Origin of the sequence: Bradyrhizobium sp. 154, from assembly GCF_023073875.1 — a bacterium.
Classification (GTDB): Bacteria; Pseudomonadota; Alphaproteobacteria; order Rhizobiales; family Xanthobacteraceae; genus Bradyrhizobium.
In genome coordinates this window covers 23451-37545 of the sequence record NZ_JADPKG010000112.1, presented here as the reverse complement: position 1 = coordinate 37545, position 14095 = coordinate 23451, and the positions used below count along the sequence as shown (strand labels likewise).

Sequence of the window (14095 nt, the reverse complement as noted above, 5' to 3'; positions counted from 1 at the left end):
TCAAGATCGAGTTAATGGCCTACGAATGCTGCGCCACGACGGCCGGTCGTGGCTGCTGCTGCGGCTGGATATCGACTGACCAGAGATCGCGATTCTCGACGTCCTTCAAGGTCACTCTCATCACACCGCTGCGGCCGTCGATGTCGACCCGGCCGAAGAACTGCAAGCCGAAGCACGGCGCCAGATTCTCGCCCTGCGCAGCGCTACAGCCGTGCTGGTACATTGCGACCGGACCAAAGGTGTCATCGAGTTCGCCCGGGCCCCAGGTGCCGGCATGCAGCGGGCCGGAGACGAACTCCCAGAACGGATCGAAGTCCTGGAATTGCGCCTTGTTAGGATCGTAGTAGTGCGCGGCGGTGTAGTGCATATCGGCAGTGAGCCAGACGATGTTGCGGATTCCGGCGCGCTTGATGAACGCCAGCAGATTGGCGATCTCGTGCTCACGCCGGTCGGGCGGCCCACTGCCGAGCGCAACGGCGTCCAGGCTGATCAGGCCGATCGGCAAATCGGCCGCAATCACCTTCCAGATCGCGCGTGAGGCAGCGAGCTCGCGCTTCAACCAGGCGAGCTGCTCGGTGCCGAGGATCCAGCCGCGATGGTCGCTTCCCTTATTCCAGGTGCCATCGCGATAACTCCGCATGTCGATCATGAAAACGTCGAGCAGCGGGCCGTAAGCGATCTTGCGACAGACCCGACCCTGCCGCGCGCCAACGTCGCGGATCGGCATGAAATCGAAGAACGCGCGGCGGGCGCGCGCGACCAAGAGCGGCGTGCCGTCGTGCTCGTAACCGGCGGCGTCGTAGCTGCCGGTCGGCGACCAGTCGTTGGTGACCTCGTGATCGTCCCACTGCGCGAACATCGGCACCTCGGCATGGAAGGCGCGAAAGTGTTCGTCGAGGTGGTTGTATTTGTAATTGCCGCGGAACTGCGCCAGCGTGTGCGCGACCTCGGATTTTTCCTCGGTGACGATGTTGCGCCAAATTTCGCCGTTCGGCAGGTTTTGTTCGGCAGGAATGGTGCAGTCCGCATAGATGTGGTCGCCGGAGTGGATGAAGAAATCCGGGCGGTTGTCGAGCATGGTGCGATAGCTGCGATATCCGCCACGCGAGACGTCGATGCCCCAGCCCTGCCCCGCGGTGTCGCCGGACCACAGGAACGAGATCGACTGGCCCGCGGCCGGCGCGGTGCGAAAATGGCCGACGCGGCTTTCGCCGGCAATCCCGGTCGCGATGTCGTCGAAGCGGACGCGATAGAAGATGTCCTGCCCGGGAGGCAGATCCTTCAGCAGCAGTTTTGAGGTGAAATCGGCCTCGGGCAGCGCATCGCCGGAGGCCAACGCGACGATCGCCTTGAAGCTCTCGAGGGTCGAGCACTCCACCTGCATCCGCGCCGCTCGGTCGGCGCGCGCCCAGATCACGGCGGAGCCGCCAGAGACATCGCCGGACTGGATGCCGCTCGTGATCTGCGGACGGTCGGCAGCGCGACTGAGATGCGGCTTTGCGAGCGTCCCAAGCGAGGCGACGGCGAGACTGGAGGTTGAATGGACCAAAAATTGCCGCCGGGTCCAGGCCCGCGCGGCGCGGAGCGTTGCCATTCAGGAAACCTTCGTCGAATCGCAACGAAAGGTGCCTGCGCTCCTTGACTCTATCCTGACGGTTTCTTGACTTCGCGCCTACGATTTTGCGACGCGCGCATGACGGTTTCGACTGGCAAGCGTAACCACGGTGCAGATGCGCTTCCTCGCCCGCTTGCGGAGGCGAGGTGAAGAGGCAGCAGCGCTGCGGCTAACGCTTCCAGTTGCAGATGCCGCCGGAGCGGCACGGCCAGGTCTGGATGCGCGTGTCCCTTGCCTGCGCGTCCAGCGGATTGCCGTGGCGATGTGAGAGTTTGGTGCGCGCCGTACCGCGCGGCTGGGCGCTCCGGGCATGCCCGACCTTGGGCTCGGCCACGTGCACGCGTTCGGCGGCAACCTTCTTCGGCACGTCCATCGGCTCGGCGCGCGCCTGCGCCTCGTTGCCGCCGCGTGCCTCCAAAGCGACCGGCGCGAACTGCGTCTCCGGGCCAAGCCGCTTCGGCGACAGTACGGCCTTGGACAGATCGAGACCCAGATATTCGTCAGGCTTGTAGCCGTCAGCATGCGCGAGGTCCGCCCCTGCGAGCACGAGCGCCACGGCAATTGCAAAGGGAACGCTTTTCAGGACCACGAGCACCTCCTGAAATTGATGAAGGGGTAATTTAGCCCTATTTAGGAGGCGCCACGCGCAATTCCAGCGGCCAATTGCCGCCGTGGTTAAGAAGTTTGGCGGAGTCAGGCGACTTTTCGCGTCGTCTCCGTCCCATCCAGGAACCCCATCAGGCGGCTGCGGATGATGGTTTCCGCCTCACTCATGATGCGGTCGACGAGCTCCTTGCAGGAGGGAATGTCGTGGATGAGGCCTGCGACCATGCCGCAGCTCCAGGCGCCCGCGTCCATCTGACCATCCAGCATGATCCTGGGATAGACACCCGCGACCTGGTCGTGAATGTCGTCGATGGTGAGCTTGGTGCCCTTCTCGCGCTCGATCTCGAGCAGGCGATCGACATTGGCGTTCTTCAGGACGCGCTCGGTATTGCGCAGCGCCCGCATGATCAGGCGGGTGTCGAGTTCGGTGGCGGCGACCAGCGCGTTCTTGACGTTCTGATGCACCGGCGCTTCCTTGGTGGCGATGAAGCGCGTGCCCATGTTCATGCCGGCTGCGCCGAGTGATAACGCCGCGACCAGGCTGCGCCCGTCGGCCATGCCGCCAGAGGCGACGAAGGGAATCTTCAACTCTTCCGCCGCGCGCGGCAGCAGGATCATGTTGGGAATGTCGTCCTCGCCGGGATGGCCGCCGCATTCAAAGCCGTCGACGCTGACGGCGTCGCAGCCGATCCGCTCCGCCTTCAGGGAGTGGCGCACCGAGGTGCATTTGTGGATGACCTTGATGCCGGCCGCCTTCAGCGCCGGCATGTATGCTTCCGGGCTGCGGCCCGCGGTCTCCACTGCTTTGATGCCACCTTCGACGATGGCCGCGATGTATTCCGGATAAGGCGGCGCCGAGAAGGTCGGCAGGAAGGTGAGATTCACACCGAACGGCTTGTCCGTCATGTCGCGGCAGCGCGCGATCTCCTTGGCCAGCAGCTCGGGCGTCTTCTGCGTGAGCCCGGTGATGATGCCGAGCCCGCCGGCATTGGAGACGGCGGCGGCCAGCTCGGCAAAGCCGACGAAATGCATGCCGCCCTGGATGATCGGGTGCTCGATGCCGAACAGTTCGGTGATCGCGGTCTTCACGTCAGTTTCCTCCCAGGGCTTTGCTTGATGTCAGGTTCAGTCTAGCCGCAGTCTCGTGCCGCGGTCACCCTTTCTCTCTGAACGGGGCGGAGAGCCCGTCAGTGCCCCCGCGCCGGCGCGCGCAAATCGATCCTGCGGAGCACGGCTGCGGTGGGGATCATCAGCAGGGCGACAATGGCAAGCGTCCAGAACACGTCGATATAGGCGAGGAGGTCGATCTGCTGCTGCAAGGTTTTGCCGACCCATGCGACCGCCTGCGACGCGGCATCGCTTGCATTGGAGCCCTGCGCTTGGAAGTAACGCGTCATGGCGTCGATGGTCTGCTGGTAGCCGAGATCGGACGGCGCGGCATGCTCGATCAGGCGGCTCTGGTGGAATTGCTGGCGCTGCGCCAGAATGGTCTGCGCCAGCGCGACACCCATGGAGCCGCCGATATTGCGGGCGACATTGATCAGCGCCGAGGCCTGGTTGGTCCTGTCCGGCGGGATGCCGTCATAGGAGGCGGTCGTCACCGGCAGGAACAGGAAGGGGAGACCGAGCGCAAGGAAGATGCGCGACAGCGCAGCGTAGCCGTAGGTGATGTCGCCGGTCAGCCTGGTGAGATGCCACATCGAGAACGCGACGATGGCGGCACCACACATGATGAGATATTTCGGCTGCACGATGCCGACGAGGCGGCCGACCACCGGCATCAGCACCAGCGTCGCGACGCCACCGGGCGACAACGCGAGACCGGCCAGCATCGCGGTGTAGTTCAGCTCGGTCTGGAGCAGCTGCGGCAGGAGCTGCGTCGTCGAGATCAGCACCGCGCCGGTGCCGAGCATGACGAGGAAGCAGGCGGCGAACTGACGCCGGCCAAGCAGGCGAAGGTCGACGATGGGCTGCTCCCGCGTCAGCTCCCAGGGAATGAGCGAGAGCAGCGAGACAGTCGCGAGCACCGCGAAGACGACGATCATGTTCGATCCGAACCAGTCATTGCGTTGGCCTTCGTCGAGCACGAATTCGAGCGAGCCGAGCCCGATCGCGACGAGGGCGAAACCGACATAGTCGACACGCAGACCCTTGCTGAGCAGCTTCTCCCTCCCCTCCTCTGCGCCCGACGGCTCTTTGACCAGCGTGCCGACCAGGAACAACGACAGCAATCCCATGGGAACGTTGATCAGGAACACCCAGTGCCAAGTATACGTATCGGTAATCCAGCCGCCGAGCGTCGGCCCGATCACTGGCGCGACCACGACGGCGACGCCGTAGATGGCAAAGGCCTGACCACGCTTATGCGGTGGGAAGGAATCGGCGAGGATCGCCTGCTCGCTGGTCGCCATGCCGCCGCCACCAAGGCCTTGCAAGATCCGGAACAGTACAGCGATTGCAAATTCCAGGCGAAGCCGCACAGGAGCGACGCGATCGAGAACGTCGCGACGCACATCATGTAGAAGCGCTTGCGGCCGATCACGGTCGACAGCCAGCCCGAGATCGACAGCACGATGGCGTTGGCGACGAGATAGCTGGTGATGACGTAGGTGCTCTCGTCGATGCCGACCGCGAGCCCGCCGGCAATGTGGCGCAATGCGACGTTGGCGATGGTGGTGTCGAGCACCTCCATGAAGGTCGCGATCGAGACCACGAAGGCGATCAGATAGGGATTGTGCCCGCCCGCCGCCGACCGCTCCGGCGACCAACCGCCGGCGGCCGCGCCGCCTTGCGCGACGTCCGTCATCGCACCCTGGTCCAGGGCACGACCGACATGCCCGGTCCGACCGGCAGATCGGGCGGCCAGTTGTCGACCACGATCTTTACCGGCACACGCTGCACCACCTTGACGTAGTTGCCGGTGGCATTCTCCGCCGGCAGCAGGCTGAACGCGGTGCCCGAACCCGGTTGCACCGAATCGACGTGGCCGGTCAGCTTGCGGCCGGGATAGGCATCGATGCGTATCTCTACCGGCTGGCCCGGCCGCATGTCGTTGAGCTGGGTCTCTTTATAGTTGGCCACGATCCACACCTGGTCGGGCACGAACATCATCAGGCTCTGCCCGGCGGTGACGAATGTGCCCTTCGCGCCGGAGAGCTTGACGACGCGACCGGACTGCGCCGCAACGACGCTGGTATATTGCAGGTTCAGCTTGGCCTGATCGAGCTGCGCCTGCGATTGCCCGAGCTGCGCCTTGGCGCCTTCGAGCTGCGCTTGTAGCGATTTGATGCTCAGTTGCGCGGCCGTCACCGCGGTCTTGGCGCGCTCGGTGTTGGCCTGCTGCGCCTGAAGGTCGGAACGGGTCTGTTGCTGGCGCTGCACGGTTCCGGCTCCCTTTTCGGCCAGATCCTGGGCGCGCGCGAATTCTTCCTGCGAGAACTGGAGTTGCGCCTGAGCCTGTTCGAGCTGCGCCTGGGCCTGCTTGATCTGCTCCTGCTGGGAGTCGATTTGCGCCCCGACATTGGCGATGTTCGCTTTGGCCGCCGCGACCTGCGCATTGGTTTGATCGATGGCGATGCGATAGTCGCGCTCGTCGAGCTTGGCGAGAAGGTCGCCGGCATTGACGTGCTGGTTGTCTGTGACCGGGATGTCGGTCACGTAACCGCCGACCTTCGAAGCCACCGAAAAACTGCGCGAGGCGACGAAAGCGTCGTCGGTGGACTCGTAATGGCGGACCTCAAGCCAGCAGAGCAGACCGCCGACGAGCGCCGCGATCAGCACGATGGCGCCGACAGTTGCTAACAGCCAATGCTGGCGAAGCCTCGGGCGCAACGGCGGCGCCGGTTCGCCCGACTGCTCTTTGACGTCGCGGGATCGATCAGGATTCGTTCTCGGAGCTTCTTTCGTCCGCTGCGGCTGCTCCGCGGACGGCCGACGCTCCCGGGTTTGAGCATCCACGCTGACCACCTTTTGTCGGGACTACCGGCCGCAAGCCAATTGAGCCAAGCTTGCGCGCCGGCAGCCCAACCGCAGCGCCGAAGCATGGTTCCGACTTGCTGGAGCACCGCTGTCATTCGTGAATGCGGTGCTCAGAAAAAGCGCAGCACCGCCGCGCTGCGCTTCTCGATCGCTCTTACGGAAAGTGGACGTTAGTGCGTCTTGGTCTCGTGCCATTTCTCGAGGTCGGGCTTTACTTTGTCCGATCCCTGCTCTTTTTCCGGATTGCCCTTCCAAGGCTTGTCCGTCTGCCTGTGCGAACCCCAGTCGTTCTGAGTCCGGGGATCATCGGTCGGCCGTTCCTTACTCATCGCATCGTCCTTTGTTACGCGAAGGGGACGCCGTAATAGGCATTGATACCGCGTACGGCAGCGTCATCACCCCAGTTCCACTCAGCCTTCTCACCATATTTCGGAGCGCCTTCCAGATCCTTCGCGGTAATCGCGGTAACATAGCCGCCAAGCTCGGTGTCGTATTTCAGGGACTGCCAGGGCAACGGGTAATGATCATTGCCGAGGCCGAGAAATCCGCCGAAGCCAAGCACTGCGTAAGAGACCTTGCCGCTGATCTTGTCGATCATGACGCGTTCGATTGAACCGATCCGGTTTCGATCGGCCCCATAGACCGATGTTCCTTCGACCTTGTCGCTTCCGATCAGCCGGCCCATCTCGTTTTGGTCCAGTTCACCCTGATTCAGCATCGTAATTCTCCACTCAGCCATTTGTGAATCAACGGCGCGAGGTCAGCGATCGTTCCGACGCGGTTCCGCAAGAGCCAAGGAACATCGCCGAAAACAACAGGTTCTCTGAGTCTAACCAGGTCCGAACCGAGAGAGCCGCCCCTAATGTCTCAGACCGTCTCAGACTTCATCGTTCAGCGCCTGCATCAATGGGGCGTGCGTCACATCTTCGGTTACCCCGGAGACGGCATTAACGGCGTGTTCGGCGCCATGAACCGGGCTGAAGGCAGGATCGGCTTCGTGCAGGCGCGGCACGAGGAGATGGCGGCATTCATGGCGACCGCCTACGCGAAATTCTCGGGCCAGCTCGGCGTCTGTATCGCGACCTCGGGGCCCGGCGCTTCGCACCTCGTCACTGGCCTCTACGATGCACTGCTGGATCACCAGCCGGTGCTCGCCATCGTCGGCCAGCAGGCGCGCAATGCGCTGGGTGGGAGCTACCAGCAGGAACTTGACCTGGTGTCGATGTTCAAGGACGTCGCCGGCGCCTATGTCGCACAAGCCTCTTCGCCCGCGCAGGTCCGGCACTTGATCGATCGCGGCGTGCGGATCGCCCTGGCGAGACGAGTCCCGACCGCGATCATCCTGCCAAACGACATCCAGGAGGAGCCTTACGAGGACCCGCCCCGTGCGCACGGCACGTTGCATTCCGGCATCGGCTACAGCGCGCCCAGCATCACGCCGCGTGACGCTGATCTCGACCGCGCGGCGGACATCCTCAATGCCGGCAATAAGGTTGCGATGCTCGTCGGGGCCGGCGCGCTTGGCGCCACCGATGAAGTCATCGCGGTCGCCGACCGGCTATCGGCCGGCTGCGCCAAGGCGCTGCTCGGCAAGGCCGCACTCCCCGACGACCTGCCATGGGTCACCGGCTCGATCGGCCTGCTCGGCACCGAGCCCAGCTACAACATGATGATGGAATGCGACACGCTGCTGATGATAGGCTCCGCCTTTCCTTACGCCGAATTCCTGCCCAAGGAAGGTGCGGCGCGCGGCGTGCAGATCGATATCGATGCCAGCATGATGTCGATCCGCTTTCCGATGGAGGTCGGTCTCGTCGGCGATGCCGCCGACACATTGCGCGCGTTGCTGCCGCGGCTCGCGCCAAAGAGCGACGGCGCCTGGCGCAAGGCCATCGAGCAGGATGTCGCGACATGGTGGAAAACGCTGGACGACCGCGCGCATCAGCCCGCCGCGCCCGTCAATCCGCAGCTCGTTGCCTGGGAATTGTCTCCGCGCCTGCCCGACCGCGCCATCATCACCAGCGATTCCGGCTCCTGTGCCAACTGGTTTGCGCGCGACCTGAAGATGCGCCGCGGCATGACCGCCTCGCTTTCCGGCGGCCTCGCCTCGATGGGTGCTGCGGTGCCTTACGCGCTCGCCGCCAAATATGCCCATCCGGACCGACCTGTGATCGCATTGGTCGGCGACGGCGCCATGCAGATGAACAACATGGCCGAGTTGATCACGGCCGCGAAATACTGGCGGTCTTGGCGAGATCCGCACTTCATCGTCTGCGTCTTCAATAACGAAGACCTCAACCAGGTCACTTGGGAGCAGCGCATCATCAACGGCGATCCCAAGTTCGAAGCCTCGCAGCGCATTCCTGACGTCTCCTATTCACGCTTCGCTGAGCTGATCGGCCTGCGCGGCATCTTCGTCGACTGTCCCCAGCTGCTCGGCTCGGCCTGGGAGCAGGCGCTGGCGAGCGATATGCCTGTCGTCCTGGAAGTGAAAACCGATCCCGAGGTGCCGCCGCTGCCGCCGCACATCACCTTGCAGCAGGCGAAGAATTTCTCGCTCACCCTGATGAAGGGCGATCCGAACGAAAGCGGAATGATCAAGGGAGCTGCGCGGCAGGTGTTGGAATCGATTCTGCCCGGAAAGCAATGAGGTGAACCATGAGTGACTTCCGCGATATTCAGCACGGCGTCAACGACCCGGTCGACGGCGTCGACGTGAAGTGGCATTTCAACGACAACCGGACACCGCATGAGCGGGCACAGCGTCATGCCGACGTGCGCGCCGACGCCACCGCCGCGCCGGCCGAGCCGTTTCTGCCCGAGCGGCTTCGGCGCAAGCCGACCGACCCCATCAACCCGCGCACCGGGCGTAATCCCACGGACTAGTCGTTAGGAACCTCGGCCCTCGCGGCGTGTTGATCGGCGCAACACGGCGCGGCAGGTGGCCGCGCGACAATTGGAGAGACGGACCATGAAACGAACCATCGTCGCCATTGCTTGCGTGCTTCTCGCAGGTCCCGCATTGGCCCAATCGCTGGGCGAGAAGACCGGCGTCAATTCGGCACTCGGCGTCGCGCCGGCAACCGCCGACTTCGTCAAGGAGGTCGCCATCAGCGACATGTTCGAGATCGAGTCGGGCAAGCTCGCTGAGCAGAAGGGCAATGCGCAGGAGAAATCGTTCGCCCAGCAGATGGTGACCGATCACACCAAGACCAGCAGCGAACTGAAGGGACTGGTCGGCAACGGCAAGGTCCAGGCGACGCTGCCGACGGCGCTCGACAGTTCGCACCAAAGCAAGCTCGACAAGCTCAAGAGCGCGACCGGCAAGGACTTCAGTTCCGACTACAATTCCTACCAGGTCAGCGCCCATGAGGACGCCGTCTCCCTGTTCGAGCGGTATGCTAAGGGCGGCGATAATGCCGCGTTGAAGGATTGGGCCGGCAAGACGCTGCCGGCGCTCAAGCACCATCTCGACATGGCCAAGGAGCTCGGTAAGGCGCCGAGCGTCGGTCAGTCCAAGTAGGCAGCGGCCGAGGACGGCGGCTCCGCCGGCGTCCTCCTCGTCTGAGCCACGATGCCATTCTCCGCACCTTGGGTCGCAAATGCGGAGATCCTCAGGGCGCAGCAAGACAACACTTCGATATCGCGCCGGCACATTGCCACGCCGCGAGCGGAACGCTCGCGGCGGCTTCGCTGGCTTCCGCAACGGCGGAAGGACGTACGTCCACAGCAACGGCGGAAGGACGTACGTCCACAGCTGAGCACGACTTGATCAATCCCGTCAGCCGCTATCCGAAGCCGCCGTTCAAGAAGCACTCGCAGCCCTGCCCGGCCCTGCCGGCAACATGGAGCCGCGGCCGGATCATGGCGAGACCAGCTACTAAGGCTCCGGCCGGCTCGCCCGCCACACGTCGCGCCGGAGCGATCTGGATGCCGCTCCAGGTGTCCGGCGGCGCCATCATGGAGAAGCTGGAAAAGTTCGGCGGCACGACATCCCTCGGTCGTCCCGGTCAGCCGGGCGAGCTAGCCTCGATCTACGTGCAGCTTGCCGCGGCAGACGCAAGCTATGCGACAGGCGATGTCTACGGCGCCGCGAGGGGGCTCGGGACAGCCCTCGCAACGGCGCCCGCTGGAACCTTCATTGTCATACAGAATTTACAAAACAGTCATGAAGGATAGCTCGCCAGACCGATGGCCCTCGTAGAAGTAAAACCCACTCGGATCGATCAGGCGCTCGCACACGAGATTGCGGACAACACCAATTCGGGCATCGAGCAAACCGCGCAGACTTTGACGTGGGCTGCGGACGAGCACGTGATGCTTGCGCTCGCCGCGGCTGGATGGCTCTACGCGCAGCTTCGACGGCCCGAGGCGCGATCTGCTGCAAATCACGTATTGGCAGTTTCCGTGGCCACTGCAGTGCTCCCGCACCTGCTAAAGTCCGTGTTCGATCAGACAAGACCCGATCGCCTGACGCTGCGCGGCCATTTGCACGGTATCCCTATCTCCGGAAAGCCACGTGATGCGTTTCCGTCCGGCCACGCTCTGCACATGGGCGCGCTCGCCTCGGCGGCTGGGCTGCTGGCCCCCGCTCCCCGCCGGCTGGTGCGCTCCCTTGCCGTGGCGCTGTCGTTGACGCGCGTCGCGGTGCTTGCACATTGGGCCAGCGACGTGGTGGCGGGGTTCACCCTCGGAATCGTCGTCGAGCGACTGTTCAGGCCATTTACGTTCGGAAAATCGCAGCGGCAGCGGCATCAAGCCTCGCGAGTAGGGCCATGACGGAATATCTCCTGCGCTTCGTCGCGGGCGGCCTCATCGTCTCCGCCTTCGCGATCTTCGGAGACATGCTCAAGCCGAAGAGCTTTGCCGGGCTTCTCGGCGCGGCGCCGTCGGTCGCACTCGCCACGCTTGGCATCGCGGTCGTTCAGCACGGCCCGCAATATGCCGCGGCCGAGAGCTGGACGATGATCTACGGCGCTGTCGCCCTCGGCTGCTACAGCCTCGCCGTCTGCCACCTGCTGATGAGATTTCGTCTCGCGGCGCTGCCGGCCACCATCCTCGCATTTTTGGTTTGGCTCGTGGTCGCCTTCGGCCTGCTCGCGGGTTTCGGAGGCGCCGCCTGATGCTGGTCAAGCTGTCATCATCCGCGCTGAAGCAGACGCATTGGTACGAATACGTGGTGCGCTTCGTGCTGGGCGGCCTCGCGACGGTAGCGGCAGGCCTCATCGGCAGCCATTTTGGCCTCGCGATCGGCGGACTGTTTCTCGCGCTTCCCGCCATCTTCTGTGCCAGCGCGACGCTGATCGAACGCCATGAGCGCCGCGCCAAGGAAAAAGCCGGATTCAGCGGGCGAAGACGCGGGCAGCAGGCCGCAGCGTTGGACGCTGCGGGCGCCGGCCTCGGAAGTATCGGCCTCGCAGCGTTCGCAGCGGCTTTCTACGCCGTGGTGTCGGCAAGCATCACCGGGGCATTCGCGGCCGCCATCCTAGCCTGGGTAATGGTGGCCGTGTCAGCATGGTGGTTGAGGCGGAAGCTGCGCACCACCTCAAATCGCCCGCAGCCCGAGCGCGGGCACGATCAACGAGCGGCTGGAGCTTCTTGCCGTAGCATCAGGAAACGGGGTGCTCACGTCCTTAAATAACCTCTGGGGGCTCGGACGCACCGGCTTCTGTGCTTCTGTCTCTACAGAAAGCTCGCGGGACAACCTGACTTCGTCCGTCAGGAAATGCGCCAGCGCACAACTGGTCTCAATATCAAATTATTGATTTTGCTGATGTTTATAGCTTCAGGGATGATTTTTCTGACTCTTATGGAACTCCTACTTAGTTCGTCCATTGAGTAAACTACTCAACTTGCTCAATTTGCATGATCGACCATGAACGACCTTCGCGCCGAACGCCTTCAGGTCATGCTCTCGCCGGAAGAGTTGACCGCTGTTGACGATTTCCGGTTCAAACATCGCATGCCGACCCGAGCGGCAGCGGTCCGCGAACTCCTCAAGTTCGGGCTGGCCGCAGCGGATGTCGATCCGGCAGCCGGCGTGAAGTCGAGCAATTTCGGCGTATTCGGCCGCGGACCCGGCGGACATGTTCAGGGCGAGCCGGACGGCGAGACTAACCCATAGGACGGTCCACAAAACAAACGACCCCGGCACGGGGGTGCCAGGGCCGTCCTTGGAGATTGCTTCCGGCGCACCGGGGGCATGACAACCGGAAGCAATCCGTCGACTCTTCCCGCGGAGATTCGTTCCTCCCGAGAACTAGCCTGTTGCATCTCCTGAATCGTCAGGCATCGCGCCGGCGCCCGGTGTTTTGCCATTGTCGTTCAGCTTGGGATCGCGTGTCGCTTCCCGCGACGGTGAGCCTTTGGGATCGCTCTTGTGCACGGATTGCGCACGCTGCTTGTCACGCGGCTGCTCCTCCGCCCGCTTGTCCTTGACGATTCCGTGGTCGGAATGGGCCATGATCTGCTCTCGCCTCTCTTGATGTTTCGCAGCGGTTACGCGCGGGCACGTCGATTGTTCCGGGCGGGAGCCCCCGACGCTAACTGCGCGCCGAGTGGACCGCAGCCGATGCATTTTCCAGATGCACCTGCCGCACGGTCGTGACCGTCGCGAAGGCGACCGAAACGCCAAAAGCGAGAATCAGTGAAAGAAGAACCAGACGTGGAGCCATTGCGAAACCTCCTTCTGGAATCGAAAAGCAACGCGATCGACTACTCACGGATGATCCTGGATTGGTCTCTTGCATTCCGTGCGCGGTCTCACACGCGGCTTCACCAGGACGAGAGCGTCTACCTATCCAGCTTTTGAGGGATATGGACCCTCACGGGCGGGATTTCTCCATCGAGCCAATCCTGCTCCCTCGCAAGTGCAGTCCAGGCATCCGCCATGCGCGAATAGCGCTTATAAGCGGGTTGCCCTTCCGCGCGCTCGGCGAGCTGAAGACAATTGTCGGCGTTGTCCCTGAAAATGTCAGACTGTTTCATACCGAAGACGTGGGGGCGGAACTCTCGGGTCGCAATGCCCTTACCGGATCGTAACGTTCGGGGAACTTCGCACGTCATCCGTCATTGATATCGATGCGAGTTCTCGTCGCGATAGTCCTGGTGTGCGTCAGCACCGCAGCGCCTGCCGATAGCACTGGCGAGCGACAGCTTGGTGAGCCCACGCCGAGCGCAATCGACGTCATCAGCGGCCTCTACGCCTTCAGCCGCTTCCAGCAGGGTCTGCTTGAGAGCACCGACCTGAAGGGCAACACGGAGGTCAAGAACCTTGCCGCGCTACGCGCCGAAGAAGCGGCCAAGCGCGACAAGGCGCTGAAACAGATCCAAGAGACCATCGGTGCGGAGCCGCGCGTCAGCAAGACCGCCTCGGCGAGCGCGAGCCTCGTCGAACCCGAAACTTCGGACGGACCAACTTACGTCCGAAGCTTTTATGCCTCGCAGATTCCCGAATATGAAGCGGCCATCAACCTGCTCGAACGCTATCTGAAGGCGCCCGACAATCCTGCGCTTGCAGCGCTGGCGCGCGAGCAGCTCCCGACGCTGCGTGCGCAGGTCAAGGCGGCCGAGCGCACTATGGCGGACAAGTAGCCGTCTTTTATTTGTCGTTCGGATGATGTTGCTGACTCTCCGGCCGCACAGTCCGGTTGCTCTCCGGCATCCTGTCCCGGCCCGCATCGCCATTGTCATCCCTGCCGCCCGAGGTGGACGTGCCGCTCCCGCTCGGGTTGGATCGGGTCGCCGTCCCCGTGGTCGGCGTATCCGCCTGAGGCGTGGCCGAGCTGGCGGCGGGATCGCCCGTCACGGCCCCTCGGCCGCTGGGCGCCCCGCCCTGGGCGAAGGCCGATCCGGCAAGCAACATGACGACCACCACGGCCAATCCAGCTTTCATCT

The 14095-nt window shown here is 63.5% G+C and carries 18 protein-coding genes and 2 pseudogenes; 9 read left to right on the top strand and 11 right to left on the bottom strand.

What is annotated here, in order from left to right:
* Positions 1-19 precede the first annotated feature (19 nt).
* From IVA92_RS27370 to IVA92_RS27340, 7 genes and pseudogenes are all read right to left on the bottom strand, one after another.
* Positions 20-1594 carry an alkaline phosphatase D family protein gene (locus IVA92_RS27370; protein WP_247279159.1) on the bottom strand — a complete coding sequence of 525 codons (1575 nt, stop codon included), beginning with the start codon at positions 1592-1594 and terminating at the stop codon, positions 20-22.
* Positions 1595-1784: 190 nt separating this feature from the next.
* Entirely contained in the window at positions 1785-2204 is a 420-nt protein-coding gene (locus tag IVA92_RS27365; protein ID WP_247279158.1) for a hypothetical protein, read from the bottom strand.
* A gap of 104 nt (positions 2205-2308) precedes the next feature.
* Positions 2309-3310, bottom strand: a complete 1002-nt coding sequence (locus IVA92_RS27360) for a nitronate monooxygenase family protein (RefSeq protein ID WP_247279157.1) — start codon at positions 3308-3310, stop codon at positions 2309-2311.
* A 98-nt stretch (positions 3311-3408) separates the two neighbouring features.
* Positions 3409-5027 (bottom strand): annotated as a pseudogene (locus IVA92_RS27355) (DHA2 family efflux MFS transporter permease subunit).
* Positions 5024-6178 carry an HlyD family secretion protein gene (locus tag IVA92_RS27350; protein WP_247279156.1) on the bottom strand — a complete coding sequence of 385 codons (1155 nt, stop codon included), beginning with the start codon at positions 6176-6178 and terminating at the stop codon, positions 5024-5026. The pseudogene IVA92_RS27355 and the gene IVA92_RS27350 overlap by 4 nt, the downstream one beginning before the upstream one ends.
* 191 nt (positions 6179-6369) lie before the next feature.
* Complete coding sequence (locus IVA92_RS27345) at positions 6370-6528, bottom strand: hypothetical protein (protein ID WP_247279155.1); 159 nt, start codon at positions 6526-6528, stop codon at positions 6370-6372.
* A gap of 14 nt (positions 6529-6542) precedes the next feature.
* Complete coding sequence (locus IVA92_RS27340; RefSeq protein WP_247279330.1) at positions 6543-6917, bottom strand: PRC-barrel domain-containing protein; 375 nt, start codon at positions 6915-6917, stop codon at positions 6543-6545.
* A gap of 144 nt (positions 6918-7061) precedes the next feature.
* On the opposite strand from IVA92_RS27340, the gene IVA92_RS27335 reads away from it, so the two are divergent.
* The 8 genes and pseudogenes from IVA92_RS27335 (at position 7062) to IVA92_RS27300 (ending at position 12323) form a co-directional block, all read left to right on the top strand.
* The gene (locus tag IVA92_RS27335) at positions 7062-8849 is read left to right on the top strand and encodes a thiamine pyrophosphate-requiring protein (protein WP_247279154.1); all 1788 of its coding nucleotides are present in this window, start codon (positions 7062-7064) and stop codon (positions 8847-8849) included.
* A gap of 8 nt (positions 8850-8857) precedes the next feature.
* On the top strand, positions 8858-9085 hold the full coding sequence (locus tag IVA92_RS27330; RefSeq protein WP_130212842.1) for a hypothetical protein: 228 nt from the start codon (positions 8858-8860) through the stop codon (positions 9083-9085).
* Positions 9086-9170: 85 nt separating this feature from the next.
* Entirely contained in the window at positions 9171-9722 is a 552-nt protein-coding gene (locus IVA92_RS27325; protein ID WP_247279153.1) for a DUF4142 domain-containing protein, read from the top strand.
* A 401-nt stretch (positions 9723-10123) separates the two neighbouring features.
* Positions 10124-10294: pseudogene (locus IVA92_RS27320) on the top strand (NAD(P)-dependent oxidoreductase); the annotation flags it as partial.
* A 96-nt stretch (positions 10295-10390) separates the two neighbouring features.
* The gene (locus IVA92_RS27315) at positions 10391-10978 is read left to right on the top strand and encodes a phosphatase PAP2 family protein (protein ID WP_247279152.1); all 588 of its coding nucleotides are present in this window, start codon (positions 10391-10393) and stop codon (positions 10976-10978) included.
* On the top strand, positions 10975-11322 hold the full coding sequence (locus IVA92_RS27310) for a DUF3147 family protein (protein WP_247279151.1): 348 nt from the start codon (positions 10975-10977) through the stop codon (positions 11320-11322). Before IVA92_RS27315 ends, IVA92_RS27310 begins: the two co-directional genes overlap by 4 nt.
* Entirely contained in the window at positions 11322-11840 is a 519-nt protein-coding gene (locus tag IVA92_RS27305) for a DUF3147 family protein (protein ID WP_247279150.1), read from the top strand. The genes IVA92_RS27310 and IVA92_RS27305 overlap by 1 nt, the downstream gene beginning before the upstream one ends.
* Before the next feature lie 234 nt (positions 11841-12074).
* Complete coding sequence (locus tag IVA92_RS27300; protein ID WP_247279149.1) at positions 12075-12323, top strand: hypothetical protein; 249 nt, start codon at positions 12075-12077, stop codon at positions 12321-12323.
* Positions 12324-12458: 135 nt separating this feature from the next.
* On the opposite strand, the gene IVA92_RS27295 is transcribed toward IVA92_RS27300, so the two are convergent.
* The 3 genes from IVA92_RS27295 to IVA92_RS27290 form a co-directional block, all read right to left on the bottom strand.
* Positions 12459-12662: a hypothetical protein gene (locus IVA92_RS27295; RefSeq protein ID WP_247279148.1), complete on the bottom strand. Its 204-nt coding sequence runs from the start codon at positions 12660-12662 to the stop codon at positions 12459-12461.
* A 79-nt stretch (positions 12663-12741) separates the two neighbouring features.
* A complete protein-coding gene (locus IVA92_RS35830) occupies positions 12742-12873 on the bottom strand; it encodes a hypothetical protein (RefSeq protein WP_256464595.1) in 132 nt (43 codons plus the stop codon).
* A gap of 118 nt (positions 12874-12991) precedes the next feature.
* Complete coding sequence (locus IVA92_RS27290) at positions 12992-13186, bottom strand: hypothetical protein (RefSeq protein ID WP_247279147.1); 195 nt, start codon at positions 13184-13186, stop codon at positions 12992-12994.
* Between the two features lie 93 nt (positions 13187-13279).
* On the opposite strand from IVA92_RS27290, the gene IVA92_RS27285 reads away from it, so the two are divergent.
* Positions 13280-13792 carry a DUF4142 domain-containing protein gene (locus IVA92_RS27285; protein ID WP_247279146.1) on the top strand — a complete coding sequence of 171 codons (513 nt, stop codon included), beginning with the start codon at positions 13280-13282 and terminating at the stop codon, positions 13790-13792.
* A gap of 7 nt (positions 13793-13799) precedes the next feature.
* On the opposite strand, the gene IVA92_RS27280 is transcribed toward IVA92_RS27285, so the two are convergent.
* Complete coding sequence (locus IVA92_RS27280; RefSeq protein ID WP_247279145.1) at positions 13800-14093, bottom strand: hypothetical protein; 294 nt, start codon at positions 14091-14093, stop codon at positions 13800-13802.
* Positions 14094-14095 lie beyond the last annotated feature (2 nt).

Excerpts from the sequence above, each read along its gene's own strand:
- IVA92_RS27370 (WP_247279159.1), bottom strand. The coding sequence starts at position 1,594 with ATGGCAACGCTCCGCGCCGCGCGGGCCTGGACCCGGCGGCAATTTTTG.
- IVA92_RS27345 (WP_247279155.1), bottom strand. The coding sequence starts at position 6,528 with ATGAGTAAGGAACGGCCGACCGATGATCCCCGGACTCAGAACGACTGG.
- IVA92_RS27340 (WP_247279330.1), bottom strand. The coding sequence starts at position 6,917 with ATGCTGAATCAGGGTGAACTGGACCAAAACGAGATGGGCCGGCTGATC.
- IVA92_RS27335 (WP_247279154.1), top strand. The coding sequence starts at position 7,062 with ATGTCTCAGACCGTCTCAGACTTCATCGTTCAGCGCCTGCATCAATGG.
- IVA92_RS27330 (WP_130212842.1), top strand. The coding sequence starts at position 8,858 with ATGAGTGACTTCCGCGATATTCAGCACGGCGTCAACGACCCGGTCGAC.
- IVA92_RS27325 (WP_247279153.1), top strand. The coding sequence starts at position 9,171 with ATGAAACGAACCATCGTCGCCATTGCTTGCGTGCTTCTCGCAGGTCCC.
- IVA92_RS27315 (WP_247279152.1), top strand. The coding sequence starts at position 10,391 with ATGGCCCTCGTAGAAGTAAAACCCACTCGGATCGATCAGGCGCTCGCA.
- IVA92_RS27310 (WP_247279151.1), top strand. The coding sequence starts at position 10,975 with ATGACGGAATATCTCCTGCGCTTCGTCGCGGGCGGCCTCATCGTCTCC.
- IVA92_RS27305 (WP_247279150.1), top strand. The coding sequence starts at position 11,322 with ATGCTGGTCAAGCTGTCATCATCCGCGCTGAAGCAGACGCATTGGTAC.
- IVA92_RS27300 (WP_247279149.1), top strand. The coding sequence starts at position 12,075 with ATGAACGACCTTCGCGCCGAACGCCTTCAGGTCATGCTCTCGCCGGAA.
- IVA92_RS27295 (WP_247279148.1), bottom strand. The coding sequence starts at position 12,662 with ATGGCCCATTCCGACCACGGAATCGTCAAGGACAAGCGGGCGGAGGAG.
- IVA92_RS35830 (WP_256464595.1), bottom strand. The coding sequence starts at position 12,873 with ATGGCTCCACGTCTGGTTCTTCTTTCACTGATTCTCGCTTTTGGCGTT.
- IVA92_RS27290 (WP_247279147.1), bottom strand. The coding sequence starts at position 13,186 with ATGAAACAGTCTGACATTTTCAGGGACAACGCCGACAATTGTCTTCAG.
- IVA92_RS27285 (WP_247279146.1), top strand. The coding sequence starts at position 13,280 with ATGCGAGTTCTCGTCGCGATAGTCCTGGTGTGCGTCAGCACCGCAGCG.
- IVA92_RS27280 (WP_247279145.1), bottom strand. The coding sequence starts at position 14,093 with ATGAAAGCTGGATTGGCCGTGGTGGTCGTCATGTTGCTTGCCGGATCG.